This window comes from Streptomyces sp. NRRL WC-3626 (assembly GCF_000718785.1).
GTDB lineage: Bacteria > Actinomycetota > Actinomycetes > Streptomycetales > Streptomycetaceae > Streptomyces > Streptomyces edwardsiae.
Window position 1 is genome coordinate 1 of the sequence record NZ_JOCA01000032.1, and the last position, 24724, is coordinate 24724.

Sequence of the window (24724 nt, forward strand, 5' to 3'; positions counted from 1 at the left end):
CCGCTGGGGCGGCACGGGTGGGCGCGACGGCACCCCGCAAGCGCCGGGCCGCGCGAACATCCCCCGGTTCCCCCACGCGGAGCGCCTCGCAAGCGCCGGGCCGCGCGGACATCCCCCGGTCTCCCCCCACGCGGAGCGCCTCGCAAGCGCCGGGCCGCGCGAACATCCCCCGGTTCCCCCACGCGGAGCGCCTCGCAAGCGCCGGGCCGCGCGGACATCCCCCGGTCTCCCCCCCACGCGGAGCGCCTCGCAAGCGCCGGGCCGCGCCGGCCCGCACACAACGGCACCCCCAGAAGAGGCACCCGGCGGCACCCCGGGTTGACCCCCGTCAGATGGGGCACTCAGTGCTCACCGACACCACCCACCTCCCCGGGAGGCCGACGTGGCGGTCCGCCATCGTCTGATCCGCACACCCCCGCACACCGTCTGGTCCGTCCTGGCGGACGGCACCCGCTACGCGGAATGGGTCGTAGGCACAGCGACCTCGAAACCCGTCCACGGCCACTGGCCCCGCCTCGGCTCGGCGATCGGCTTCGAGATCCGCCTCGGCCCCCTGAGCCTCACCAACGAGACCATCGTCCGCCGCTGCGTCGAGGGCGAGATCCTCGAACTGGAGGCCAAGGCCGGCCCCCTCGGCACGGCCCGCATAGCCATCGAGCTGCGCTCCTGGGGCGACCACAGCCTGGTGATCGTCGACGAACACCCCCTGCGCGGCGCCGGCGGCCTGGTGCACAACGTCGCCGTGGATGCCCTGATCCAGCTCCGTCACCGAGCCATGCTCGCCAGGCTGGCCACCCTCTGCGAAACCCAGGAAGCCGAGGCCGAACACCACCGCACACTGGGCCAGGTCGTCTCCACCGACCCCGCCCCCGACGGCGGAGGCCCCCATGCCTGACGCCGTGGTCATAGGCGCCGGCCCCAACGGACTCGTCGCGGCCAATCTCCTCGCCGACGCCGGCTGGAGCGTCGAGGTGCTGGAGGAACAGCCCGTCCCCGGCGGCGCCGTACGGCACGACCGGGGCGTCGAGCCCGACTTCGTCAGCGACCTCTGCAGCTCCTTCTACCCCCTCGCCGCCGCCTCCCCGGTCCTCACCGGTCTGCGCCTGGAGGAACACGGCCTGCGCTGGAGCCACGCCCCGCAGGTCCTCGCCCACCCGCTGACCGACGGCAGGTGCGCGGTCCTCGACCGCCGTGTCGACGCCACCGCCGACTCCCTGGAGGCCTTCGCACCGGGCGACGGCGCCGCCTGGCACCGGCTGCACGAGGTGTGGGAGACCCTGCGGCCGGCCCTCGTCGACGCCCTGTTCACCCCATTCCCGCCGGTGCGGTCCGCGGCCCGGCTGGCCGTCCGGCTGCGCGGCACCGGCGGGCTGCGGATGGCGCGCACCCTCGTCCTGCCGGTGCGCCGGCTGGGGGAGGAGGAGTTCCGCGGCGAGGGCGGAGGACTGCTCCTGGCCGGCAACGCGCTCCACGCCGACCTCGCCCCGGAGGCCGCCGGCAGCGGAGGCTTCGGCTGGCTGATGTCGATGCTCGCACAGACGTACGGATTCCCCGTCCCGGCCGGCGGCGCCGGAGCCCTCACCGAGGCCCTGACGCGCCGCCTGCGCGCACGCGGCGGCGTGCTGCGCTGTGACACACGCGTCGACCGGATCCTCGTACGCGACGGAAGGGCGGCCGGAGTGCGCACGGCGGGCGGCGACACGGTCCGGGCCCGCCGGGCCGTCCTCGCGGACGTGGCGGTACCCGCCCTGTACCGCGACCTCCTCGGTCCGCAGGACGTCCCCGCCCAGCTGCTGTCCGACCTGCGGCGCTTCCAGTGGGACTTCGCCACCTTCAAGGTCGACTGGGCGCTGGACGGCCCGGTGCCCTGGCAATGCGAGCAGGCCGCGGGCGCCGGAACCGTCCATCTCTCGGACGGCCTCGGCGAGCTGACCCGCTTCGCCGCCCAGCTCGCCACCGGCAGTGTCCCGGACCGCCCCTTCTGCCTCTTCGGCCAGATGACCACCGCCGACCCGTCCCGCTCCCCCCGCGGCACCGAGTCCGCCTGGGCCTACACCCATGTGCCCCACGACGTCACCGGCGACGCCGGCGGCGAGTCCCTCACCGGCGGCTGGGACGCCAGGGAGCGGGAACTGATGGCCGACCGTGTGGAGCGCCAGGTGGAACGTTTCGCGCCCGGCTTCCGGACACGGGTGCGGGCCCGGCGCGTCCTCGCACCGCCCACCCTCCAGGCCCTCGACCGCAATCTGCACGGCGGCGCCATCAACGGCGGCACGGCGGCCATGCACCAGCAACTGCTCTTCCGCCCGCTCCCCGGTACCGGACGCCCCGAGACCCATGTGAAGGGCCTCTACCTGGCGTCCGCCGGCGCCCACCCCGGCGGCGGTGTGCACGGCGCGCCGGGCGCCAACGCCGCACGGGCCGCGCTGCGCCGGCCGTTCGCGCCGGCCCTGGCCGGCACCCAGCGACTGCTGGCCCGCCGCGACCGCACCGGCCGCAGACAAGCCGGCACGTACGACGGCGGCGGCACATGACCGATGCCCGACGACCCCCTCGATCCCCGGCGGAGGCGAGACGATGACCCCACCCGACGACGGCCCCGACCTCGCCCACCGGCGCCCCGAGGGCGTCGGCGACACCACGGTCGCGGCGCTCGGCTCCCTGTCGAAGGCACTGGAGACGACCGAGCGCGCCCGCGGCCACCTCTACGGCTTCCACCAGCTCACCGGCACCGCCGACCTCGAACTCGACCGCGCCGTCGAACTGCTGACCGAAGCCGGCCATCCGGACTGGGCGGAGACGGTACGCACCCAGGTCCTGGGCCGCAACGTCATCCCCGGACACTGGACGTTCCAGATCGTCGAGGACTACGACGCCACCTACTACGAGCCGTTCAAGGAGATCGAACGGGCCGCCGTCGAGGAACTCGCCGAGGGCCGGCAGCATCTCCACGAGGCCGAGATGAAGGAGGCCCGCCGGACCGTCGGCCACCCCGACCACACCGCCCGGCCCGGGCCCGGCGAGGGGAGCCGGGGATGAGCCACGGCCCGCTGCGTGACCGTACCGTCGTGATCACGGGCGCCGCCCGCGGTATCGGCGCGGCCCTGGCCCGCGACCTCGCCCGGCGCGGCGCCAGGATCGCGCTGCTCGGCCACGAGGGGCCCCTGCTGGCCGCGGTGGCGGACGGTCTGCCCACCGCGACCCGGGTGTGCGAGCTCGACATCACCGACGAGGCCGCGCTGGAGCGGGCGGCCGTGGAGGTCGGCACACACCTCGGCACCCCCTCCGCCGTGGTGGCCAACGCCGGCGTCGCGGAGGGCGGCCCCTTCGTCACCTCGGACCCCGCCGTGTGGCGACGCGTGATCGACGTCAACCTGACGGGCAGCGCGGCCACCGCCCGCGCCTTCCTGCCGGACCTGATGGCGACGCAGGGCTACTACCTCCAGGTCGCCTCGCTGGCCTCGATCGGCGCCGCCCCGATGATGAGCGCCTACTGCGCCTCCAAGGCGGGCGTGGAGGCCTTCGCCCACTCCCTGCGCGCCGAAGTGGCACACCACGGCGTCGCCGTCGGGATCGGTTATGTCAACTGGACCGACACCGACATGATCCGGGACGCCGACCGCCACCCCGTACTGCGCGAGCTGCGCGGGCACATGCCGCCGCCGGCCCGGCGCCTGTATCCGGCGGACCGGGTCGCAGCCCGGCTCGCGGCCGGGGTGGAGCACCGCAGCACGGCCGTCTACGTGCCCCGCTGGCTGCGTCTGGCCCAGGCGGCACGCGCCGCGCTGCCCCCGGTCGTACTGCGCGTGTCCCGCCGGGAGCTGGCCCGCCTGGAGGCCGAGGACCCCCTGCGGCACACCGGGCTCCTCGGCGCCGGCGGCGCCGCCGACCTGACCGGGCGCCCCACGCGCCCCTGACACCGGCCGGTCAGCCGGGGAAACGCCCCGTGGAACGCAGTGACCAACGGCGCTCCGCATAGGCCAGGTCGTCGCGCCACAGCCGCCCCGCCACGGCCCGTACGAGCGGACGCAGCAGCGGTGCGGCCCCCCGCGCCAGGGCGAACCCCGGACGGCCGGACGCCGCCACCACCGCCTCGACGACCGCCGTACGAGGCCGTCCGCGGTCGTCGGATCCCAGCGGAGTGGCGTGCGACTCGACCACCGACCCCGCACCCTCCCCCTCGGTGATGTGCATGACGACGGTGCGCGGCTCGGGCGCGGTGAACACCGCGCGGACCGGCACCACCAGCCGGCCCGCCACCTTGAACGACACGTCCACGGTGAAGCCGTCCTCCCCGCCGTCCGCGCCGTCCGGAGTGCCCGTCACCGTGAGATCGACGAACGAGTACGGGTGCAGCCAGGCCCCGTGCCAGGGATCCAGCCGGTTGGCCACCACGTCCTCGGGCTCGCACACCCCCACCGCCGTGTGGACGGCCGTCAGGGCGCGCCCCCGGGCCGGCCTCCGCGGCACCACCGGCGCGTCCAGCGGCGGTTCGCCGCCCGCCGCGTCCAGCCGCACCCACACCAGCACGCCGTCGTCGTACGCCGGGAACGGCTCCCAGCCGGCGAAGGACCCGCCGTCCAGGGCGAGTCCGTGCCAGCGGCACACCAGGGTGCCGCAGCGCACGCGGCCGTCCCCCAGGGGCGCTCCCAGGTGCGGGCAGATCCCGGGCCCGGCGACCGGGCGGCCCGCCGCGTCCCGCCACAGCACCACCTCCCGTCCCGCGACGGTCCGCGCCAGCGGACGGTCGTCGCGTACGGCGCGGGAGGCGCCGACGACGTACCAGTTCCCGGACGGACGCGCGCGGGCCCGTTCCAGTGCCCCGGCGATCAGGGCCGGCCGGGCCTCGCGCCAGGTGGGGGACTGCCGTTCCCACGGCACCGCGTGTCCGCGCAGGGACAGCGGCAGGCGCCGCCGCCCGGAGCTCACGCGACCACCTCGGAAACCGGCGGCCACGGGCCGGACGGCAGGACGTCCGGCCGCCGGCCGCCGCCGTGGGCCCGCAGCCGCGCGGCGGCCACCCGCGCGAGGCCGTCCGCGGCCACCACGGCACGGCGCCGGCGCGGCACCACCGCCCGCCGGTGCAGCACCGACCAGCCGTCGCGCGCCACCGCGTCCAGGATCGAGCCGTACAGCACGAACGCCGCGCGGATGCACGGCCGGGACACCGGGTCGAGCATCGCGAGCCCCGGTGCCGCCTCCCCGTACACGCCGCGCGTGAGTGCCCCGAACTCCTTCAGCGCGGAGGTGACGCGCCGGTCTCGGCGGCCCGTGTCCCGGCACCAGCGCAGCAGTGCCCGGTGGGCGCCGTGCGCGGCGAGCAGGTCCGCGGGCAGGTACACCCGGCCCCGGTCGAGGTCCTCGCCCACGTCCCGCAGGAAGTTGGTCAGCTGGAAGGCGACCCCGAGGGCGGCGGCGTGCGGGGCCGCCGTCTCGCGCGGGACGACCGTGCCGAGGACGGGCAGCATCTGCAGTCCGATGACCGCCGCCGAGCCGTGCATGTAGCGGCGCAGAGCGGCGTAGTCGGCGTAGTCGGTGACCACCAGGTCGGAGCGCATGGCCGCCATGAAGTCGGTGAAGTGCCCGTGGTCGATGCCGTACCGGTGTGCCGTGTCGGCGACCGCGCGCACCACGGGCTCGCCGCTGCCACCGTCCCGCAGACCCCGGTCCAGTTCCCGCCGGAGAGCCGACAGCTCGGCGTCCCGGCGCGCGGTGCCCGCCCCCGTGCCGAGCGCGTCGACGATGTCGTCGGCCCAGCGGGCGAAGCCGTACAGGGCGTGCACGGCGGGCCGCCGTTCGACCGGCAGCAGCCGGGTGGCGAGGAAGTACGTCCTGCCGTGCCGGGCGTTGAGCGCGCGGCAGTGGTGGTAGGCCTCGCGCAGCGCCGGATCGGTGACGCCGGCCGCGTCGAGTTCACGGTCGGTCATACGGCGGCCTCCTGCGTGGGGGTGAGTGGGCGGCGCGGCGGTCGCGGGCCGCCGGTGATCCGTGCCGCGGCCAGCTTCCCGGACAGCAGCACGGTCGGCACGCCGACACCGGGGGTGGTGCCGCAGCCGGCGAGTACGGCGTTCTCGGTGCCTCGGACCAGATTGCGGGGCCGGAACGGTCCCGTCTGGGTGAGGGTGTGGGCCGTGGCGAACGGCGTACCGGCCGCGTGCCCCTGCGCGTGCCAGTCGGCGGGGGTCACCACGCACTCCGCCTCGACGGCGGCCCCGAGCCCGGCGAGACCGCGCCGCTCCAGCTCCCGCAGCAGCGCGTCCCGGTAGCCCGGCGCCAGGTCCGTCCAGGCGGCCGGACCCGGACCGATGTCGGTGTTGGGGCAGGGCGCGAGGACGTAGTGCAGATGGCGCCCCGGCGGGGCGAGGGAGGGGTCGGTGGCGGTGGGCCGGGTGATGAGCAGCGACGGGTCGCTCATCAGCCGTCCGGTACGGGTGAGCTCGTCGAAGGTGCCGTGCCAGGCCGCGCCGAAGGACAGGGTGTGGTGCGCCAGCTGCGGCCAGGTCCGGTCGGTGCCCAGGTGCAGCACGACCGCGGAGGGGGAGTGCCGCAGTCGTAGCGGGCGGCGGGGCCGGCGGCCGAGGAGGGCGTAGGCGACGGGCAGGTCGGGGGTGAGCACGAGCGCGTCGCAGGGGACGCGGCCCCGGTCGGTGACGACGGCGGTGATCCGGCCGCCGGAGCGTTCCAGTCGGGTCACCTCGTGGCCGAACCGGAGATCGGCGCCCGCGCCGGCGGCGGCGTCCGCCATGGCCCGGGGCAGCGCGTGCATCCCGCCGCGTGGGAAGTACACACCGGCGACCGTGTCCATGTAGGCGATGACGGCGTACGCGGCCAGCGCGCGGGCCGGCGGGACGCCCGCGTACAGGGCCTGGAAGGTGAAGACCCTGCGCAGCCGCTCGTCCCGCAGGAACCGCCCCACGCGCGCGTCCAGCCGGCCGAAACCGCCGAGCGCCGCCAGCCGTACGAGGTCGGCGCCGAGCAGGCCGAGGGGCGAGTCGAAGTTGGCGTCGATGAAACGGCGCGTCTGGGCGCGGTGCAGCCGTTCCAGCCAGCCGCGCAGCCGCAGATAGCCCGCCGCCTCACGGGCACCGGCGAACCGCTCGACCTCCGCGGCCATCGCCTCGGCCCCGGTGTGCACGTCGAGGCTGCTGCCGTCGGCGAAGCCGGCCCGGTACGCCGGGTGCAGCGGGATCAGTTCCACCCGCTCGCGCAGACTGTCGCCGACCGCGGCGAACGGCTCGTCGGCCAGGTCGGGCATGGTCAGCACGGTGGGGCCGGTGTCGATCCGGTACCCGTCGAGCAGCATGCGCCCGGCACGCCCGCCGGGCGCGGCGTCCCGCTCGACGACGGTCACCCGCCGGCCGGCGCCCAGCAGATGCAGCGCCGCCGACAGTCCGGCCAGCCCGGCCCCGACGACCACGACATGATCCGTACGCCCCGGGACACGGCGGCTCACCGTCCGTCCCCCTCGCCGGCTGTCCGCCCGACGGGCCGGGCGCCCGCACCACAGGCCCCCGCGGCCCCTCCCACCGCCGCCCCGCGCCGGGCCCCGGCAGGCCCGGCGACCCGGCTCCCGGCCGGAGCCCCCGCGGCGGACGGTCCGTCAGGTGCGGGCGCCGCCGTGGTCCTCGACGGGGCGGACGGGTGCGCCCCGCGCTTCACGCGGTCGGACCGCACCCGGACGGAGGGTCCCGGCGGGCCCGCCGGGCGCGGCGCGCGCGGTGGAACCGCCGGGTCGTGGACCTTGGCCTCGGTGGGGCACATCGCGGTCTCTTCCTCTCGTCGGCACGGCACATCGCTCCGGCAGGCCGGACGACCGGCGCATGCCTTCCCCTCCACGCCCGTCGTCTCACACCCGAGTGACCCGGATCCGACCGGGCACACGGACGGACACACCGGCCGCACACGCGCGGGACGAACCACAGGAGGGAGGCGCCGTCGTGCTGGAGGCGGACGTCGCCATCGTCGGAGCCGGAGCGGCCGGACTGTCCCTGGCCCACCGCCTGGCCGGCGCCGCGCCCGGGCCCCGCGGGCCGTCCGTCGTCCTGCTGGACGCCCCGCCCGGCCCGCTGCGGCCGCCCCGGCGCACCTGGTGCTTCTGGGAGCCCGGCCGGGGCCGCTTCGACGCGGCGGTCACCGCGTCGTGGCAGCACCTCAGGGTGCGCCACCCCGCAGGCGCCGCGGTCGACGGCGACATCGCGCCGCTGCGCTACAAGATGCTCCGCTCCGACGACTTCGAGCACCTCGTCGCACGCCACCTGGCCGACCGCCGGACCGTGCGACGGCTGGAGGCCACCGTCGACACCGTGGAGGACGTCTCCGGCGGAGCCCTGGTCCGGTTCCGGGACGGCGACGGGAGCCCCCGGACCGTGCGGGCCCGCTGGGTCTTCGACTCCCGCCCCCCGGGCAGCCTGCCCGCCGCCCGCACCACGCTGCTCCAGCACTTCCACGGCTGGTTCGTCCGTACCGACCGGCCCGCCTTCGATCCCCGCACCGCGGAGCTGATGGACTTCCGCACCCCGCAGCCCGGCCGCGGACTCTCCTTCGGCTACGTCCTGCCCGTCGGCCGGCACGAGGCCCTCGTGGAGTACACCGAGTTCTCCCCCCGCCCCCTGACACCGGCCGGCTACGAGACGGCCGTACGCCAGTACGCCGAGGAGGTGCTCCGGCTGGGCGAACTCCAGGTGCTGTCCACCGAGACGGGCGTCATCCCGATGACCGACGCCCCGATGCCCCGGCGGACCGGCGAGTCCGTCTTCCGCATCGGCGCGGCCGGCGGCGCCACCCGCCCCTCCACCGGCTACACCTTCGCCGGACTCCAGCGCCAGACACACGCCGTCGCCGCCGCCCTCCGCCAGGGCCGCAGGCCCGTTCCGCCGCCCGCCCACTCGGCCCGCTCCCGCGCCATGGACGCCGTACTGCTGCGCGCCCTGGACAGCGGCCGGGCCGACGGGCCCGCGCTGCTGTGCCGGCTCTTCGCCCGGGTGCCGATGCGGCGGCTGCTGCTCTTCCTCGACGGCCGCACCCGGCTGCACCAGGACCTCGCCATCGGTCTGCGCACGCCCGTCAAACCGATGCTCCGGTCGGCGCTGGAACTGCCCGGCCTGCCCCGCCGCCCCTTCGACGGCCCCTGACCCGCCCACCCGGCACCCCCGCCCCGGAGACCCCATGACCCTGCTGCGCGACGAACGGCTCGCCGCCGCCTTCGACCAGGCCGCCCGCCGTTACGACACCCTGGTCGCCGCCAACCCCGGCTACCACGCCCACCTGCGCCGCTCCGCCCGACGTCTCGGGCTGCCCCACCGGGGCCGGGGGCTGCGCGTGCTCGACCTCGGCTGCGGCACCGGCGCCTCCACCGCCGCGCTCGCCGCCGTACTGCCCGACGCGCGGATCACCGCGGTGGACGCCTCCGCGGGCATGCTGGAACGGGCCGCCGCCAAACCCTGGCCGCCCGGCGTCACCTTCACCCGCGCCCGCGCCGAAGGGCTCGCCGAGGCCGGCGTGGACGGGCCGTTCGACGCGGTCTTCGCCGCCTACCTGTTCCGCAACGTCACCGACCCCGGCGCCGTGCTCACCACCGTGCGCGGAGTACTCGCCCCCGGCGGACGGCTCGGCGTCCACGAGTACGCCCTCGGCGGGCGCCGCGTGGACCGGGCCGTGTGGAACCTGGTGTGCCGGGGCATCGTGCAGCCCGCGGCCACCGCGCTCGGCGACGGCGAGCTGTACCGCCATCTGCGGCGCAGCGTCGTCGAGTTCGACACCGCGGACCGTTTCGCCGGCCGGCTGCGCGCGGCCGGCTTCGACGCGGTGCGCGTCCTGCCCCTGCCGGGATGGCAGACGGGCATCGCCCACACCGTCGTCGGCCGGCGGCCCCGTACGGCGAGCGGGGCCGAGGGATGACCCGCCCCGGCCGCCCGGACGCCACCCGGCACGGCCGGGACCGCCGCGCCCGGGTGCTCGCGCCCCCGCCCGGGACCCGGAGGATCGAGGGCACCCGCCCCACGACCGCCGTCGTCGGCGGCGGCATCGCCGGACTGGCCGCGGCGACCGCGCTCGCCGAGCGTGGCGTCGCCGTGACGCTCTACGAACGCGAACCCTTCCTCGGCGGACGGGCCGGAGGCTGGCCCACCCGCCTGGCGGACGGTACGCCGGCGACCATGAGCCGGGGCTTCCACGCCTTCTTCCGTCAGTACTACAACCTGCGCGGCCTGTTGCGTCGTACCGACCCCGGCCTGGAGCGGCTCACCGGTCTGCCGGACTACCCGCTGTGGCACAGCGACGGACTGCGGGACGGCTTCCGCCACGTCCCGCGCACCCCGCCGTGGAGCGCGCTCGGCTTCGCCGCCCTCAGCCCCTCCTTCCGCCTGCGCGACCTGCGCCGTATGAGCCTGCCGGCCGCCCTGCCGCTGTTCGACGTGCGTGTGCCCGACGTGTACGCACGCCTGGACGGCGTCAGCGCCCACGACTTCCTCGACGCGGTCGGCTTCCCGCCAGGCGCCCGCCATCTGGCCTTCGAGGTGTTCTCCCGCAGCTTCTTCGCCGACCCCCGGCGGCTGTCGGCCGCCGAGATGGTCCTGATGTTCCACATCTACTTCCTCGGTTCCGCCGAGGGACTGCTGTTCGACGTACCCGGCGCGCCCTTCCCCGCCGCCCTGTGGGACCCCCTGGCCGGCTATCTGCGCCGGCACGGCGCCCGGATCCGCACCGGCACGGCCGTCGAGCACATCACCCCCGCCGGGGACGGCGGCCACGAGGTCGCCACCACCGCGGAGGAGACCCGTCACGACACCGTCGTCCTCGCCCTCGACGCCCCGGGACTGCGCCGCCTGGTGGCCGGCTCCGGCCGGCTCGGCGACGGCCCGTGGCGGGAACGGGTCGCGGCGCTGCGCGAAGCCCCGCCGTTCCTGGTCAGCCGCCTGTGGCTGGACCGGCCCGTGGCACCCGACCGGCCCGCGTTCCTGGGCACCGGCGGCTACGCCGGCCTCGACAACATCAGCGTGCTGGAGCGCTACGAGGACGAGGCGGCGCGCTGGGCCGCCCGCACCGGCGGCTCCGTGGTCGAACTCCACGCGTACGCGCGGCATCCCGGGGACTCGCGCGAGACCGAAGAGAAGGCGCTGATCGGCGAGCTGCACCGCGTGTACCCGGAGACGGCCGGTGCCGGGATCGTCGACGCCCGCCACCTGTGGCGGTCCGACTGCCCGCTGTTCCCCGTCGGCGGGTACGCCGGCCGGCCCACGGTGCGCACACCGGACCCCGCGCTGGTGGTGGCCGGCGATCTGGTGCGCACCGGTCTGCCGGTGGCGCTCATGGAACGTGCCGCGACCTCCGGGTTCCTCGCCGCCAACGCCCTGCTCGAGCGCTGGGGAGTGCGCGGGCAGACCCTGTGGACGGTGCCCGGCCGGGGGCGTGGCGTCCTGCTGCGGTCCCTGGCCCGGCCGGCCGCCGGGGTCCGGCGCGGGTGAGCCGGTCGAACACGTCGGTCCGGCACGGCGCGCACGCCGGCGGTGTGCGGCGCGGTCACACGGTGGTGCCGTGGACGACCGTTCCGGAGGACCTGCCGCGCAGACCGGCCGCGCCCTCGCGGACGAAACCCAGGGCCCGCGGGAAGTCGTGCAGCTGCTCGGCGAGGATGTCCAGCCCCGTCACCAGGGACCCCACCGGAACACTGCGGGCGTCCAGCACGTCGGCGGTCCATTCCAGGAATCCGGTGAACACCCCCGCGTCGTCCAGGTACAGGGCGGTGGCCAGGAAGTCGAGGATGTGCACCACGTCCTCCGCGGTCCGCTCCCGCCTCGCGGCGTCGTAGCCGCGCATGGCCGCGAACCGGCTCTCCAGGTCCGTCAGCACCTGTTTGACCAGGCGGCTGCGGGACTGGACCACCATCGTGTACTCCTGGTCCGCCAGATGCGGCAGGTCGTCGACCACCTGCCGGACCGCGGTGGGGCGCCGCAGCCCCGCCTCCAGCGCGGCGGCCGCCCCGCGGGCGTCCGCGGCCCACCCGTCGGCGCCCAGGGCGCGCGCGAACCGGCCGTCCTCGCCGAACGCCCTGCCGCCGGCGAGCACGGGCACCCGGACGGCCTGACAGGCGGTGATGGCCGCGTGCGCGGCCGGAAGATGGGTGGGGATCGAACCCGAGAGCAGGACGGCGTCGGAGTTGGTGTGGTGCTGGTGGGCGACGAGGTGGGGTGTGGGCGTCTGGGCACCCAGGTAGTCCACCTGCCAGCCCCGCAGCCGCAGGACCTCGGCGACGAGCCGGGCGGGGAAGGCGTGCCATTCGCCGTCGACGCAGGTGACCGTCACCCGTCCCCGGTGCGGGGGAGCGGGCCTGGCCGCCGCCGGACGGTGCACGAGGGCGGCGATCACCCGCTCGTTGATGGCCGTGGCGGCGTGTTCCTGGGCCACGGTGATGCGGTCGGCGGCCCATTCGGTGCCGATCCGCTCCTGCACCGCCGCGACGACGTCGAGCAGCAGGACCTCCTCCCCGCATCCCGCGTCGAGACCGGCCCGTACCGTGTCGACGGCGTCGTACTCACTGCCCTCGAGCACCGCCCGCCAGAGCCGGTCGCGCAGCACGGCGGCCGACGGAGGAGTCCCGCTCACGCGTCCCTCCCGGCGCGCGGCGCGCTGATGGCGAGGGTGGCCATGTCGTCGTGGCTGCCGCCGCCCAGCCACTGGGCGGCCAGCATCTGCACCCGCTCCACGATCGCCTCTCCCGGCATTCCCGCGCACTCCACCAGTGCCTGCCGCAGCCGGTCCTCCCCGAACAGCTCGTCGCCCAGCGGTCCGCCGCGGGCCTCGGTGATGCCGTCCGTGTAGAGCAGACACGTCTCCCCGGGCGCCAGCGTCTCCTCGGCCGTCCGCACCGTGACCGAGGGAAGCGCGCCGACGAGGGTGCCGTGCGTGGCCGCCTCCTCCACCCGGCCGTCGGCGCGCACGAGGAGCGGTGGCATGTGCCCGGCGCTGGTCAGCCTGAGACGCACCCGGCCGTCCTCGCGCCGGACGGAGGCCAGCACCAGGGTGGCGAAGCGGGTGTGGTGCGAGCCGAGCAGGGCGCCGTTGAGCAGGGTGAGGACCTGCTGGTGGTCGGCGGCCAGGGGCAGCAGCGCCTGCAGTGTGTTGCGGATCTTCCCGGTCAGGACCGCCGCGTCCAGGCCCTTGCCGGCCACGTCGCCCAGCACGACGAACGTCTCCCGCGAGGCGTCGGCCCCGGGGTGGACGTCGTAGAAGTCACCGCCGATCCGTTCGTGGTCGCTGGCCGCGCGGTAGCGGCCCGCGTAGTCCACGCCGTGCAGGCTCTCCAGGGCCGGCGGCAGGAGTTCCCGCATGAGCGTGGTGGTGATCGCGCTCTGCTCGCTGTAGAGACGCGCGGCCGACAGCGCGGCGCCCGCGCGTGCCGCGAAGAGCCGGGCGAACGCCTCCTCGTCCGGGGTGAAGGCCCGCTCCGTGCTGGAGCGGAGCAGGATCAGCGCACCGGCGGACACACCGTGCCCCGGCAGCGGGGTGACGATGACCGAGCCGACGGGCCCGCCGAAGCCGTCCGGGACGACCCAGCCGGGAAGGACACCGGGATCGATCCAGCGCGCGGGCACCGGCGGGAACCCCTGGAGGGCCTCGGCCAGCCCCGGCACGCCCCGGGGATCGAACTGCAGCGAGCCATGTTCCGCCGGCCGCCCGCGCAGGGCGTGGGTGACGGGATGGCGGCGGCCGACGGGTGGCAGCACGAGCAGCGCGGCGTCGGCGAGGTGCTCCGCCGCCAGTTGCGCCGCGACCGCCGCGCAGCGCGGCACGTTCAGCGACGCCAGCAGGGTGCTGGAGACCATGGCCCGGATCTCCGCCTGCTTCCTGGCGACGCGCAGGGACGCTTCGGCCCGGTGGCGGCCGGTGTCGTCCACCAGCCACCACGCCACACCGCCGTCCGCGACGGGACCGGGACGGGCTTCGAAGAACCGGTCACCGATCTCCCCCGCGGCCACGGGGCCCGCCGACGCGAAACGCGTTCCCCCGGTGAGGCTCCGGTGCGCCTCCGCAAGCCAGGGCGGCACCGCGCTCTGCGCGGCGCCCGTGTCCGTCAGTATCAGCCGGGCGGCCGGGTTCTGGTCCACGACCGTTCCCTGCGCGTCGAGGACCACCACCGGCCAGGGGGCTTCCTTCCATGTCGGACCGACGCGGACGTCCGTCTCGCGTGGGTGGGCGGGAGAACCGGGGGAAGGAATCACAAGCGTAGGCACGCGACGTGCGCACCCCACCACCTCTCTGCCGGGGAAACCGGATTCGGTTGCCACCGTCCCCCATCCCTGTCCGTGAAATCAACCTGCCCGGGCGCCCACGCGCCCGCCGGACGGCTGCGTACCCCGCAGAGGAGGCCCTACTCCTTCTTTCCCCCGTGGCCGAACGGGCACCCGCCGGACCGCGGGGAGGACACCGGAACGGTTCAGCGCCGGCCGCCCCGGAACCGGCCCAGCAGCCGCTGCGCCTGCGCCCGGCGCCGGGGATCGGCCGCCGCCCGCCGCACCTGCTCGGCCGTGCGCCGCCCCTGAGGGCTCCTGGCGAACTGCTTGATGCGCTCCATCATGCTGGGCATGGGTGCTCCCCTTCCACGGGTCCGCTGTGTTCTTGCTCTCCTGCGCCTACCCCCCGCGGGCGTCCTCAGCCCCGTCGGCGGGCCCCGGACGGGCTCACGTCTCCTTCAGCGGCTCGTACACCTCCGCCCCCAGGCCGAACGTCCACGCCACACCCTCCCGGGCCGTCCGGGTCGCCGGCGGCACCCGGAGCCAGTACGTGCGGTGGGTGCCGTCCGGTTCGGGCGTGGAATTGAGGACCTCGACCATGACGACCGGCTCGTCGTCGTCCAGTTCGATCCGCCAGAGCGTGCCCGTGTCGTCCCGGTGCAGAGGCTTCGCCCCGGAGTCGGCCAGATAGCGGTCGTAGCCGTAGTACTCGAGCATCACCCGGCGCAGTTCGGCGTTCTCCTCCTCCCGGATCCGCTCCGCGGTGAGGGTCCGCAGCTCCTCCAGGAAGGCGCGGGTCACCGGCATGCCGCGCCAGGCGCACAGCGCGAATCCGTCGGGGAACTCCAGCGCGGGGCCGTCCCCGTGGTCGAGCCGCCCCGCCTCGTCCCGGTGCAGCGCGACGGGCCGCTCGCACACCACCGCCACCTTCTCGAACGGCCACCACCAGCCGGCGCTGCGGCACACCCGCGCCGGCCCTTCGAGCGCGGCCCCCTCGGTGTGCAGGGCGGCCAGCCACGGCGCGTCGTGCTGCCCGAGCAGCGCGTCCAGCAGGACCAGCCGTATCTCCGTGCGCGCGGCCGGGTCGCCGGGGGCGAGCTCGTCGAGCACTCCGGTGCGGATCCGGTCGACCAGCGCCTGCGTGGTGTCCCACAGGGCGCCGCCGGTCTCCGACCAGCGCCGGGACCAGCCCGCCGCACCCAACTCCTCGTACATCCGCCCGCGTTCGGCCGCCCACGGCGCGTTGCGCACCGCCTCGCGCACGCTCGCCCCGAAGTCCGTCCCCTGCCGGACCAGCGTCACGCCCTCGCGCGGCGACCCGGCCCAGAGCACACGCTCCGGTTCGGGCAGCCCCGCGTCGCGGTAGGCCAGCCGGACGCCCTCCTCCGCCGCCGCGCGGTCGGCGGGACCGGTGTCCGCGGCCCACGCGCGCCAGCGCGCCGTCTCCTGCGAGAGGCTTCCGGTCACGGCGGCCGCCCCGCTCTCCTGCGTGATCGTCATCGTCGACGTCCCCTGTTCCATGGTCGGGTGTGAAGTTCCGTACGCTCGCCCGGTCCGGTCAGTCGGCCACCAGCCGCACCGAGCCGGGGACGTACTCCCGCTGCCGGATCACCCGGAACCAGCCCTTCGGCAGCGCGATCGCCGCGTGCTCCTCGTGGACCACCCGGCCGCCCTCGGGCAGATGCAGCAGGAACGGCCCGTACGGGCCCGGCTCACGCACGAGTTCGCCCCGCCCGACCACGGCGTGCGCGTGTCCGGTGACCTCGCCCAGCGCCAGCACCAGCCGGCCCCTGGCGTCCCGCGGCTCCTTGGGCGCGTCCGGAACATGGGACGGCACCGCCTCGTCCGCGACGGGCACGATCAGCACGTCTCCCTGCCGGTACATGACTCTCCCCTCCACTCCGGCGCACCCTGCTCCGGAGCCCATGCCGCAGACAGTACGAGCCGCCACTGACAACGGACCGTCACCAGCCCCGCCACCGGGCGTTGTCAGTCGCTGTTGGTAGAACTGCTGCACGCACCGCCGGACGGCCCGCACCCCGTGCGCCGACCCGGCCCCGCCTTCCTTCACCCACCGCACGACAGGAGAGCCCGGATGACCATCGGAGGCCACCTCGAGGAGCTGTACGGGCTCCCCGTGTTCCCCTTCGCCGAGGGCACGGGCCCGGCGACGCCGCCCGAGCCCGGCTCCGTGGCCTGGCGGCCGGCCGGCGGGACGTACGACGACGACATGGGATGGGCGGAGGGGTTCGCCCGCTTCTGCGCCGAGGTCGACACCACACGGGTGCGCGCCCTGGTCGTCGGCATGTGGGACGACGCCTACGACTCCGGCCCGACCGACGTCATCGAGGCGCTGCTGGCCGCGCGTGACCGGCTGCCCGCGCTGCGGGCGCTGTTCCTCGGCGACATCGTGTTCGAGGAGTGCGAGATCTCCTGGATCCACCAGACCGACGTCACCGGGCTGCTCGCCGGTTTCCCCGCGCTGGAGGAGTTCGGTGTGCGCGGCGGCCAGGGCCTGGTGTTCCCCGCCCTGCGCCACGACGGACTGCGGAAGCTGGTCGTGGAGACCGGAGGACTCCCCGTGGAGGTGGTGCGCGGGATCGCGGCCAGTGAACTGCCCGCGCTGGAACACCTCGACCTGTGGCTGGGCACCTCGTGGTACGGCGCCGACAGCGAGGTCACCGACCTGGAACCGATCCTCTCCGGCGCCCGGCTGCCCCGGCTGCGGCACCTGGCCCTGCGCAACAGCGAGATCCAGGACGAGGTCGCCGCCGCCGTCGCGTCCGCGCCGGTCGTCGCCCGCCTCGAGGTGCTCGACCTGTCCATGGGCACCCTCGGAGACGAAGGCGCCACCGCCCTGCTCGGCGGCCAGCCGCTCACCCACCTCAAGCGGCTGGACCTGCACCACAACTACCTGAGCGAGCCCCTCCGGCAGCGCATACGGGACACGCTGGAACCGGCGGGTGTCGAGGTGGACCTCGACGACAACGACGCCGACCGCGACGAGGACGAGGACGGCACCGTCCACCGCTTCGTCGCCGTGGGGGAGTGAGCGCGTCCCCATGGGCTACTACCCCTCCCGTCTGGAGCACTTCCACGGCCTGCCCGTGCACGACGTCACCGGCCCCGAGGGCGATCCGGGCCCCGGTCCGCCCCCTCCCGCCTCCGTCGCCTGGCGGCTCGCCGCGGACTGGGAGGTCCCGTTCGAGGACCGGTGGCGCTCCTTCCTGGACCGGGTCCGCACCGACGAGGCCGTGGCCCTCGTCATCGGCGCCTGGTGGCAGGAGTGGGACGAGGACGGCATCGGTCCCGTACTCGACCTGATCACCGCCGACGCACACCGGCTGCCCCGGCTGCGGGCCCTCTTCCTCGCGGACGTCGAATCCGAGGAGACGGAGATCTCCTGGATCAAACAGGGCGGCATCGGCCCCGTCCTGCACGCCTGGCCGGGCCTGTACGAACTCGGCCTGCGCGGCGGCGAGGGCCTGGTGATCGAGCCGCTGCGCCACGCCGGACTGCGCAGACTGCGCGTCGAGTCCGGCGGCCTGCCCCCCGAGCCGGTGCGCGGCCTCGCCGCCTGCGACCTCCCCGCCCTGCACCATCTGGAACTGTGGCTGGGCACCTCCTGGTACGGCGGCGACTGCACCGCCGACGACGTCCGGGCACTCCTGGACACCCTCGGCCGCGGCCCGGGACTGCGCCATCTCGGTCTGTGCAACAGCGACATCCAGGACCACATCGCCACCGCCGTGGCCGCCGCGCCCGTCGTCGCCGGTCTGGACTCCCTCGACCTGGGCATGGGCACCCTCGGAGACGACGGGGGCGCCGCCCTGCTCGCCGGGCAGCCGCTGACCCATCTGCGCGCCCTCGACCTCGGACACCACTTCATGGGCGAGGAGATGACCCGCCGGGTCCGCGACACACTCGGACCGCACATCCCGGACCTCGGCCTCACCCCCGCCCACCGCAGCGCCCACCGCCCGGAGGACCGCTATGTCGCGGTCGGGGAATGAACCGGGAACGGCGGGCGCGCCCGTGCGCCTCGCCGTCGTGGGCAACCCCGAGAACCGCAGGACGACCCTGTTCACCGACGCCGTCCGCGCGGCCGGACTGCCCGCACCGCGCGTCGTGCCGTGGGAGCGGGTCCTCGGCGACGGCGGGGCCGACTTCGCCGCCGACGAGACCGTCCGGCTCGACTCACCCGGCGAGCATCCCGAGGTCGACCGGCTGCTGAGGGACGTACCGGACCCCACCCGCGTGGAGGGCTCGGCACGCTGGTACGCGCGGTTCACCGCGGCGGTCCGCGGCCTGCGCGGCGGGGTCCGGCTCGACGACCCCGGCGAACTGGCCGTCCTGTTCGACAAACGGCGCTGCCACGCCGTCCTCGACGCGGCGGACATCCCCGTGCCCCGGTCACCCACCTCGGGCCCGGACGCCGTACCCGTCACCGGCTGGGACGACGTACGGACCGTCATGCGCGACCACCGCATGCCCCGACTCTTCGTCAAGCTCGCCCATGGCTCCTCGGCCTCCGGCGTGCTCGCCGTCGAGGCAGCCGGCAGCGGCCGGATCAGGGCCACCACCTCCGTCGAACTGACCCCGGACAAAAGCCTGTTCAACTCCCTGAAGGTGCGCCGCTACGAGCGGGAGCGGGACATCGCCGCGATCGTGGACGCCCTCGCCCCGGACGGGCTGCACCTGGAACACTGGCTGCCCAAGGCGTCCCAGCGGGGCCGCGCCGCCGATCTGCGGGTCGTGGTGGTGGCCGGCCGCGCCACCCACGCCGTCGTGCGCACCAGCACCGCGCCGATGACCAACCTCCACCTCGGCGGCGCCCGCGGCGACCTCGACGCCGTACGCGACGCCGTCGAGGCGGCCGGCGGGAGCTGGGCGGACGTCCTCGCCGTGTGCGAGCGCGCGGCGGCCTGCTTCCCACGCACCCTCTGCGTCGGCGTCGACCTGCTCCCGGCCGTCGGCTGGCGCCGGTTCGCGGTCAGCGAGGTCAACGCCTTCGGCGACCTGCTGCCCCGCCTCACCGGACTCCCCGGCAGCGGGGCGGAGGGCCTCGACACCTACGCGGCCCAGGTCGCGGCCGTCCTGCGCCGCGCCCCGGACCGGCCGCACCCGTACCACCAGCACAGAACGGGAACCACCCATGTCAGCGCCTGAACCGGCACCCGCGCCCGCCGCACCGGACCATCCGGACATGAACGAGATCGTCGGCAGTCACGACATCCTCCTCGTCACCCTCGACACCCTCCGGTACGACGTCGCCGCCGAACTCGCCGCCGAGGGACGCATTCCGAACCTGGCCCGCCGTCTGCCCGGCGGCCGCTGGGAGCGGCGGCACGCCCCCGGCAGCTTCACCTACGCCTCCCACCAGGCGATCTTCGCCGGATTCCTGCCCACGCCGGCCGTCCCCGGCCCGCACCCGCGGCTGTTCGCGGCCCGCTTCGCCGGCAGCGAGACCACGGCCGGGCACACCTTCGTGTACGACACCCCGGACCTGGTGTCCGGCCTCGCGAAGGAGGGCTACCGCACGGTGTGCGTCGGCGGCGTCGGCTTCTTCAACCGCCGGGCCCCGCTGGGCTCGGTGCTGCCCGGACTGTTCCAGGAGTCCCACTGGACACCGGAGTTCGGCGTCACCTCCGCCACGTCGTTCGAGTCCCAGGTGACCCGCGCGGAACAGGTGGTCCGCGAACTTCCCCACGAACGGCGCCTGTTCCTCTTCGTCAACGTCGCCGCACTGCACCAGCCCAACTGGTTCCACACGCCCGGCGCCACCCGCGAGGACGGCGACACCCGCGCCACCCACGCCGCCGCCCTCGAGTACGTGGACCGGCACATCGGCCGGCTGTTCGCCGCCGCGAGCAGCAGACGCCGCTGCCTCGCCATCGTCTGCTCCGACCACGGCACCGCCTACGGCGACGACGGCTACACCGGCCACCGCATCGGCCACGAGTCCGTGTGGACCGTGCCCTACGCCCACTTCTTCCTGGACCCCACCCCCGCCGAGGCCGCCCGATGACCACCACCACCAGCCGGACGACCCCGTACCAGAGCTACGTCTACGCCTACCCGCACAAGACCGCCTACCGGAAACTCGCCGACCGCCCCCTCCTCGGCGACCTGTGGGCCGGCGAACCCAAGGACGCCCTCTCCCTCTATCTGCACATCCCGTTCTGCGAGGTCCGCTGCGGCTTCTGCAACCTGTTCACCCGCATCGGCGCCCCCGACGGCCTCACCGGCGCCTACCTGGACGCCCTCGAACGGCAGGCGACCGCCGTACGCGAGGCGCTGGGGGAGCGTGAACCCGTACGGTTCGCCACCGCGGCCTTCGGCGGCGGCACCCCCACCTTCCTCACCGCCGCCGAACTCGAGCGGCTGTGCGACATCGCCGAGCACCGTATGGGCGCCGGCCTGCGCGCCGTCCCGCTGTCCGTGGAGGCCTCGCCCGCCACGGCCACCGCCGACCGGCTGGAAGTCCTGGCCGCCCGCGGCACCACCCGGCTCAGCCTGGGCGTACAGAGCTTCGACGACACCGAGGCCCGCGCCGCCGTACGCCCCCAGCGCCGCGCCGACGTCGAAGCCGCCCTCGGCCGCGTCCGCGACGCCCGCGTCCCCGTCCTCAACATCGACCTCATCTACGGCATCGACGGCCAGACCGAACACACCTGGCTGCACTCCCTCGACGCCGCCCTCGCCTGGCACCCCGAGGAGCTCTACCTCTACCCCCTCTACATACGCCCCCTCACCGGACTGGGACGCCGCGCCGGCGACCCCGACCCGGCCTGGGACGCACAGCGGCTGCGCCTGTACCGCCTGGGCCGCGACCACCTCCTCGCCCACGGCTACACCCAGCGGTCCATGCGCATGTTCCGCCGCGCCGACGCCCCGCCGCAGGGCGCGGACGACCACGCCTGCCAGACCGACGGCATGATCGGGCTCGGCTGCGGCGCCCGCTCCTACACCGCCGGGCTGCACTACTCCTTCGACTACGCCGTCGGCATGCACGAGATCCGCGGCATCATCGACGACTACGTCTCCCGCCCGGCCGCCGACTTCGCCCACGCCGAGTACGGCCGCCGCATCGACGCCGGCGAGGCGCGACGGCGGCATCTGCTGCAGTCCCTGCTCCAGGCGGACGGCCTCGACGTCGCCGGCTACCGCACCCGGTTCGGCGGCCGCACCCCGGCGGACGACTTCCCGGCCGAACTGACCCGCTTCGCCGACCGCGGCTGGCTGACCGAGGACACCGCCGCCGGGCTGCTGCGCCTGACCCCCGAGGGGCTGGCCCACTCCGACGCCGTCGGCCCGGAGCTGTTCTCCCCGGCCGTGCGGGCCGCCATGGCCGCCTACGAGCGGAAGTGAGACCCGCCCGATGGACCTGACCCTCCTCTACCGGGGCCCGCTGGCCTCCTGCGACTACGACTGCCCCTACTGCCCGTTCGCCAAGCGCCGCGACAGCCGCGAGCAACTCCGCACCGACCGTGCCTGCCTGGCGAGGTTCGCCGACTGGGCCGAGGCACGGACCACCGACCGGCTCTCCCTTCTGTTCACCCCCTGGGGCGAGGGCCTGGTCCGCTCCTGGTACCGCGACACCCTGACCCGGCTGTCCCACCGGCCGCACATCCGCCGCGTCGCCATCCAGACCAACCTCAGCTGCCGCACCGACTGGCTCGCCGGCGCCGACCTCGACACCCTGGCCCTGTGGTGCACGTACCACCCGGGGCAGACCCCCTACGACCGCTTCCTCGCCAAATGCCGCGAACTGGAGCGGCTCGGCGCCCGGTTCAGCGTCGGCATCGTCGGACTGCCCGACCACCTGGACGCGGCCCGGCGGCTGCGCGCCGACCTGCCCGAACGGGTGTACCTGTGGGTCAACGCCGCCGAGGGCCACACCTACGACGACGCCGAGGCCGACGTCTGGACCGCGCTCGACCCCCTGTTCCCGTACAGCCGCCGCCCCCACGCCAGCGCGGGCCTGCCCTGCCGCACGGGGGAGTCCGTCATCTCCGTCGACGGCGAGGGCACCGTCCGCCGCTGCCACTTCGTCCGCGCCGAACTCGGCAACCTCTACGACGGCAGCTACCGGCAGGCACTGCGCCCCCGCCCGTGCCCCCTCACCACCTGCGACTGCCACATCGGCTACGTCCACCTCGAAACACTGCCGCTGTACGACGTGTTCGCCGGCGGCGTGCTGGAACGGATACCGGCCCCGGCCCCACAGCGGTCCCGCGCGGGCGGACATGTTTGACGGGAGAGCCGGCGGCAAGTCGGTCTCCATGAGTGAACAGAACAGGAATACGAACCGGAAGACCACCTCCACCCGGTCCGCCGCGACCAAGGCCCGGGAGACCACGGACAAGGCGACCGCGCCCGCAGGGAAGGCGGCCGACGAGGCAGCCGGCAAGGCGGGTGACGCCGCGTCGGCCGCCGCCTCGGGCGCCGAACGCGCGGCACAGGCGGCGACCGGCGCCGCGCAGAGTGCCGCCAAGGGTGTCGAGGCGGGCCGCCGCGTGGTCGTCGCCACCTCGGGACAGGTCGCCGCCGGCGCCAAGACCGCCTGGACCGTCATCGCCCACCGCAGGCTCGCCGCCGCCGGGGCCGCCGCCGGCCTCACCGCGCTCACCGCCGCCTCCTACGCGGTGGGCCGGCGCGCCGGACGCCACACCCACGGCCCCCTGACCCGGATGACCGGCGGCCGGATCTGACACCGGGGCGGCGGGACGGGACGGGGAGCAGCCGGGCCCCACTCGCGCGGTGCTGCCCCGACGAGGAAAGATGTCTCCGCAAGCGAGGAAGCAACCCAGGCGGAGGAGTGGGCACATGCAGCACGAGCGAGCGGGCGGTCCGGCCGGCCCCGAGGATCTCGTCGACGTCGCCCGGCTGGTCACGGCGTACTACGCGCTGCACCCCGACCCCGAGGATCCGGCACAGCGCGTCGCCTTCGGCACCTCGGGGCACCGCGGCTCGTCCCTGGCGGCCGCGTTCAACGAGGACCACATCGCCGCGACCAGCCAGGCCATCTGCGAGTACCGCAGGGAGCAGGGCACCGACGGCCCCCTCTTCCTCGGCGCCGACACCCACGCCCTGTCCGAGCCGGCCCGCGTCACCGCCCTGGAGGTGTTCGCCGCGGGCGGGGTCACGGTGCTCGTCGACAGCGCCGACGGCTACACCCCCACCCCGGCGGTCTCGCACGCCATCCTCACCCACAACCGGGGCCGTACCACGGGCCTCGCGGACGGCGTCGTCGTCACGCCGTCGCACAACCCGCCCGCCGACGGCGGGTTCAAGTACAACCCGCCCACCGGCGGCCCCGCGGGCTCGGACGCCACCGGCTGGATCCAGGACCGGGCCAACGACATCATCCGCGGCGGCCTGAAGGACGTCCGCCGCATCCCGTACGCCCGCGCCCTCGCCGCACCCGGGACCGGCCGGTACGACTTCCTCGGCACCTATGTCGCGGACCTGCCGAACGTGCTGGACCTGGACGCGATCCGCGCGGCCGGCGTACGGATCGGCGCCGACCCGCTGGGCGGGGCGTCGGTGGCGTACTGGGGCCGGATCGCCGAGGAGCACCGGCTCGACCTCACCGTGGTCAACCCGCTCACCGACCCCACCTGGCGGTTCATGACGCTGGACTGGGACGGGAAGATCCGGATGGACTGCTCCTCACCGCACGCCATGGCGTCCCTCATCCGCCGGCGCGACCGTTTCGACATCGCCACCGGCAACGACGCCGACGCCGACCGGCACGGCATCGTCACCCCGGACGCCGGGCTGATGAACCCCAACCACTACCTCGCCACGGCGATCGGCTACCTCTACGCGCACCGGGAGCGGTGGCCGGCCGGGGCCGGTGTCGGCAAGACCCTGGTGTCCTCCGCGATGATCGACCGGGTCGCCGCCGACCTGAAGCGCGAACTCGTCGAGGTGCCCGTCGGGTTCAAGTGGTTCGTGGACGGACTCGCCGACGGCGGCCTCGGCTTCGGCGGCGAGGAGTCGGCGGGGGCCTCCTTCCTGCGCCGCGACGGCTCGGTGTGGACCACCGACAAGGACGGCATCATCCTGGCGCTGCTCGCCTCCGAGATCACCGCCGTCACCGGCAGGACGCCCTCCGCGCACTACGCCGACCTCGCCTCCCGGTTCGGCGAGCCCGCCTACGAGCGGATCGACGCCCCGGCGACCCGTGAGGAGAAGGCCCGCCTCGCCAGACTGTCGCCCGCCCAGGTCACCGCCGACACCCTGGCCGGGGAGGCGGTCACCTCGGTGCTCACCGAGGCGCCGGGCAACGGCGCGTCCATCGGGGGCATCAAGGTCACCACGGACAGCGCCTGGTTCGCCGCCCGGCCCTCCGGCACCGAGGACGTCTACAAGATCTACGCCGAGTCGTTCCAGGGCCCGGACCATCTGCGCCGGGTGCAGGAGGAGGCCAAGGACGTGGTCCTCGCGGCACTGGGCGACTGAACCGCACCCCCGCGCGGCGCGCCCCG

The 24724-nt window shown here is 75.2% G+C and carries 23 protein-coding genes; 15 read left to right on the top strand and 8 right to left on the bottom strand.

What is annotated here, in order from left to right; genetic code table 11:
* Positions 1-382: 382 nt before the first annotated feature.
* Genes IF28_RS0133930 through IF28_RS0133945 form a run of 4 tightly spaced genes read left to right on the top strand, consistent with a single transcriptional unit; the run spans position 383 to position 3917 of the window.
* Positions 383-895, top strand: coding sequence for an SRPBCC family protein (locus tag IF28_RS0133930; RefSeq protein ID WP_030228799.1), 513 nt, complete (start codon positions 383-385; stop codon positions 893-895).
* Complete coding sequence (locus IF28_RS0133935; protein WP_030228801.1) at positions 888-2534, top strand: phytoene desaturase family protein; 1647 nt, start codon at positions 888-890, stop codon at positions 2532-2534. The genes IF28_RS0133930 and IF28_RS0133935 overlap by 8 nt, the downstream gene beginning before the upstream one ends.
* 43 nt (positions 2535-2577) lie before the next feature.
* Positions 2578-3039, top strand: coding sequence for a hypothetical protein (locus IF28_RS0133940; RefSeq protein ID WP_030228805.1), 462 nt, complete (start codon positions 2578-2580; stop codon positions 3037-3039).
* Positions 3036-3917, top strand: a complete 882-nt coding sequence (locus IF28_RS0133945; protein ID WP_030228807.1) for an SDR family oxidoreductase — start codon at positions 3036-3038, stop codon at positions 3915-3917. The genes IF28_RS0133940 and IF28_RS0133945 overlap by 4 nt, the downstream gene beginning before the upstream one ends.
* Positions 3918-3927: 10 nt before the next feature.
* On the opposite strand, the gene IF28_RS0133950 is transcribed toward IF28_RS0133945, so the two are convergent.
* From IF28_RS0133950 to crtI, 3 genes are read right to left on the bottom strand one after another with little or no spacing between them, the layout of a single operon-like run.
* Positions 3928-4929, bottom strand: coding sequence for a DUF5914 domain-containing protein (locus IF28_RS0133950; RefSeq protein WP_030228809.1), 1002 nt, complete (start codon positions 4927-4929; stop codon positions 3928-3930).
* Complete coding sequence (locus tag IF28_RS0133955) at positions 4926-5927, bottom strand: phytoene/squalene synthase family protein (protein ID WP_030228812.1); 1002 nt, start codon at positions 5925-5927, stop codon at positions 4926-4928. Before IF28_RS0133955 ends, IF28_RS0133950 begins: the two co-directional genes overlap by 4 nt.
* Positions 5924-7453, bottom strand: coding sequence for a phytoene desaturase family protein (crtI, locus tag IF28_RS0133960; RefSeq protein ID WP_030228815.1), 1530 nt, complete (start codon positions 7451-7453; stop codon positions 5924-5926). Before crtI ends, IF28_RS0133955 begins: the two co-directional genes overlap by 4 nt.
* Positions 7454-7937: 484 nt before the next feature.
* On the opposite strand from crtI, the gene IF28_RS0133965 reads away from it, so the two are divergent.
* From IF28_RS0133965 to IF28_RS0133975, 3 genes are read left to right on the top strand one after another with little or no spacing between them, the layout of a single operon-like run.
* The gene (locus tag IF28_RS0133965) at positions 7938-9131 is read left to right on the top strand and encodes a lycopene cyclase family protein (protein WP_030228818.1); all 1194 of its coding nucleotides are present in this window, start codon (positions 7938-7940) and stop codon (positions 9129-9131) included.
* A 34-nt stretch (positions 9132-9165) separates the two neighbouring features.
* Positions 9166-9897 (top strand): class I SAM-dependent methyltransferase, encoded by a 732-nt coding sequence (locus IF28_RS0133970; protein WP_030228822.1) that lies wholly within the window; start codon positions 9166-9168, stop codon positions 9895-9897.
* Positions 9894-11462 carry an FAD-dependent oxidoreductase gene (locus IF28_RS0133975; protein ID WP_030228824.1) on the top strand — a complete coding sequence of 523 codons (1569 nt, stop codon included), beginning with the start codon at positions 9894-9896 and terminating at the stop codon, positions 11460-11462. Before IF28_RS0133970 ends, IF28_RS0133975 begins: the two co-directional genes overlap by 4 nt.
* A gap of 55 nt (positions 11463-11517) precedes the next feature.
* On the opposite strand, the gene IF28_RS0133980 is transcribed toward IF28_RS0133975, so the two are convergent.
* The 5 genes from IF28_RS0133980 to IF28_RS0134000 form a co-directional block, all read right to left on the bottom strand.
* Positions 11518-12600, bottom strand: a complete 1083-nt coding sequence (locus IF28_RS0133980) for a cobalamin B12-binding domain-containing protein (RefSeq protein WP_030228826.1) — start codon at positions 12598-12600, stop codon at positions 11518-11520.
* Positions 12597-14132 carry a PP2C family protein-serine/threonine phosphatase gene (locus tag IF28_RS0133985; RefSeq protein ID WP_078621632.1) on the bottom strand — a complete coding sequence of 512 codons (1536 nt, stop codon included), beginning with the start codon at positions 14130-14132 and terminating at the stop codon, positions 12597-12599. Before IF28_RS0133985 ends, IF28_RS0133980 begins: the two co-directional genes overlap by 4 nt.
* 299 nt (positions 14133-14431) lie before the next feature.
* Positions 14432-14581 (bottom strand): hypothetical protein, encoded by a 150-nt coding sequence (locus tag IF28_RS39595; RefSeq protein ID WP_199809082.1) that lies wholly within the window; start codon positions 14579-14581, stop codon positions 14432-14434.
* Positions 14582-14675: 94 nt separating this feature from the next.
* Positions 14676-15728, bottom strand: a complete 1053-nt coding sequence (locus IF28_RS0133995) for a DUF6745 domain-containing protein (RefSeq protein ID WP_030228833.1) — start codon at positions 15726-15728, stop codon at positions 14676-14678.
* Between the two features lie 58 nt (positions 15729-15786).
* Positions 15787-16113: a hypothetical protein gene (locus IF28_RS0134000; protein WP_030228836.1), complete on the bottom strand. Its 327-nt coding sequence runs from the start codon at positions 16111-16113 to the stop codon at positions 15787-15789.
* A gap of 210 nt (positions 16114-16323) precedes the next feature.
* Between IF28_RS0134000 and IF28_RS0134005 the strand changes: the two genes are divergently transcribed.
* From IF28_RS0134005 to pgm, 8 genes are all read left to right on the top strand, one after another.
* Positions 16324-17280 (top strand): STM4015 family protein, encoded by a 957-nt coding sequence (locus IF28_RS0134005; protein WP_030228838.1) that lies wholly within the window; start codon positions 16324-16326, stop codon positions 17278-17280.
* A 10-nt stretch (positions 17281-17290) separates the two neighbouring features.
* Positions 17291-18241 (top strand): STM4015 family protein, encoded by a 951-nt coding sequence (locus tag IF28_RS0134010; protein WP_030228841.1) that lies wholly within the window; start codon positions 17291-17293, stop codon positions 18239-18241.
* Positions 18222-19397: an STM4014 family protein gene (locus tag IF28_RS0134015; protein ID WP_051713973.1), complete on the top strand. Its 1176-nt coding sequence runs from the start codon at positions 18222-18224 to the stop codon at positions 19395-19397. Before IF28_RS0134010 ends, IF28_RS0134015 begins: the two co-directional genes overlap by 20 nt.
* Positions 19398-19434: 37 nt before the next feature.
* A complete protein-coding gene (locus IF28_RS0134020) occupies positions 19435-20256 on the top strand; it encodes an STM4013/SEN3800 family hydrolase (protein WP_030228847.1) in 822 nt (273 codons plus the stop codon).
* Positions 20253-21599: an STM4012 family radical SAM protein gene (locus IF28_RS0134025; protein ID WP_030228849.1), complete on the top strand. Its 1347-nt coding sequence runs from the start codon at positions 20253-20255 to the stop codon at positions 21597-21599. The genes IF28_RS0134020 and IF28_RS0134025 overlap by 4 nt, the downstream gene beginning before the upstream one ends.
* A gap of 10 nt (positions 21600-21609) precedes the next feature.
* Positions 21610-22485: an STM4011 family radical SAM protein gene (locus tag IF28_RS0134030; RefSeq protein WP_037894628.1), complete on the top strand. Its 876-nt coding sequence runs from the start codon at positions 21610-21612 to the stop codon at positions 22483-22485.
* Between the two features lie 28 nt (positions 22486-22513).
* Positions 22514-22942: a hypothetical protein gene (locus IF28_RS0134035; RefSeq protein ID WP_106982205.1), complete on the top strand. Its 429-nt coding sequence runs from the start codon at positions 22514-22516 to the stop codon at positions 22940-22942.
* A 115-nt stretch (positions 22943-23057) separates the two neighbouring features.
* A complete protein-coding gene (gene pgm / locus IF28_RS0134040) occupies positions 23058-24698 on the top strand; it encodes a phosphoglucomutase (alpha-D-glucose-1,6-bisphosphate-dependent) (RefSeq protein ID WP_030228858.1) in 1641 nt (546 codons plus the stop codon).
* Positions 24699-24724: the final 26 nt, after the last annotated feature.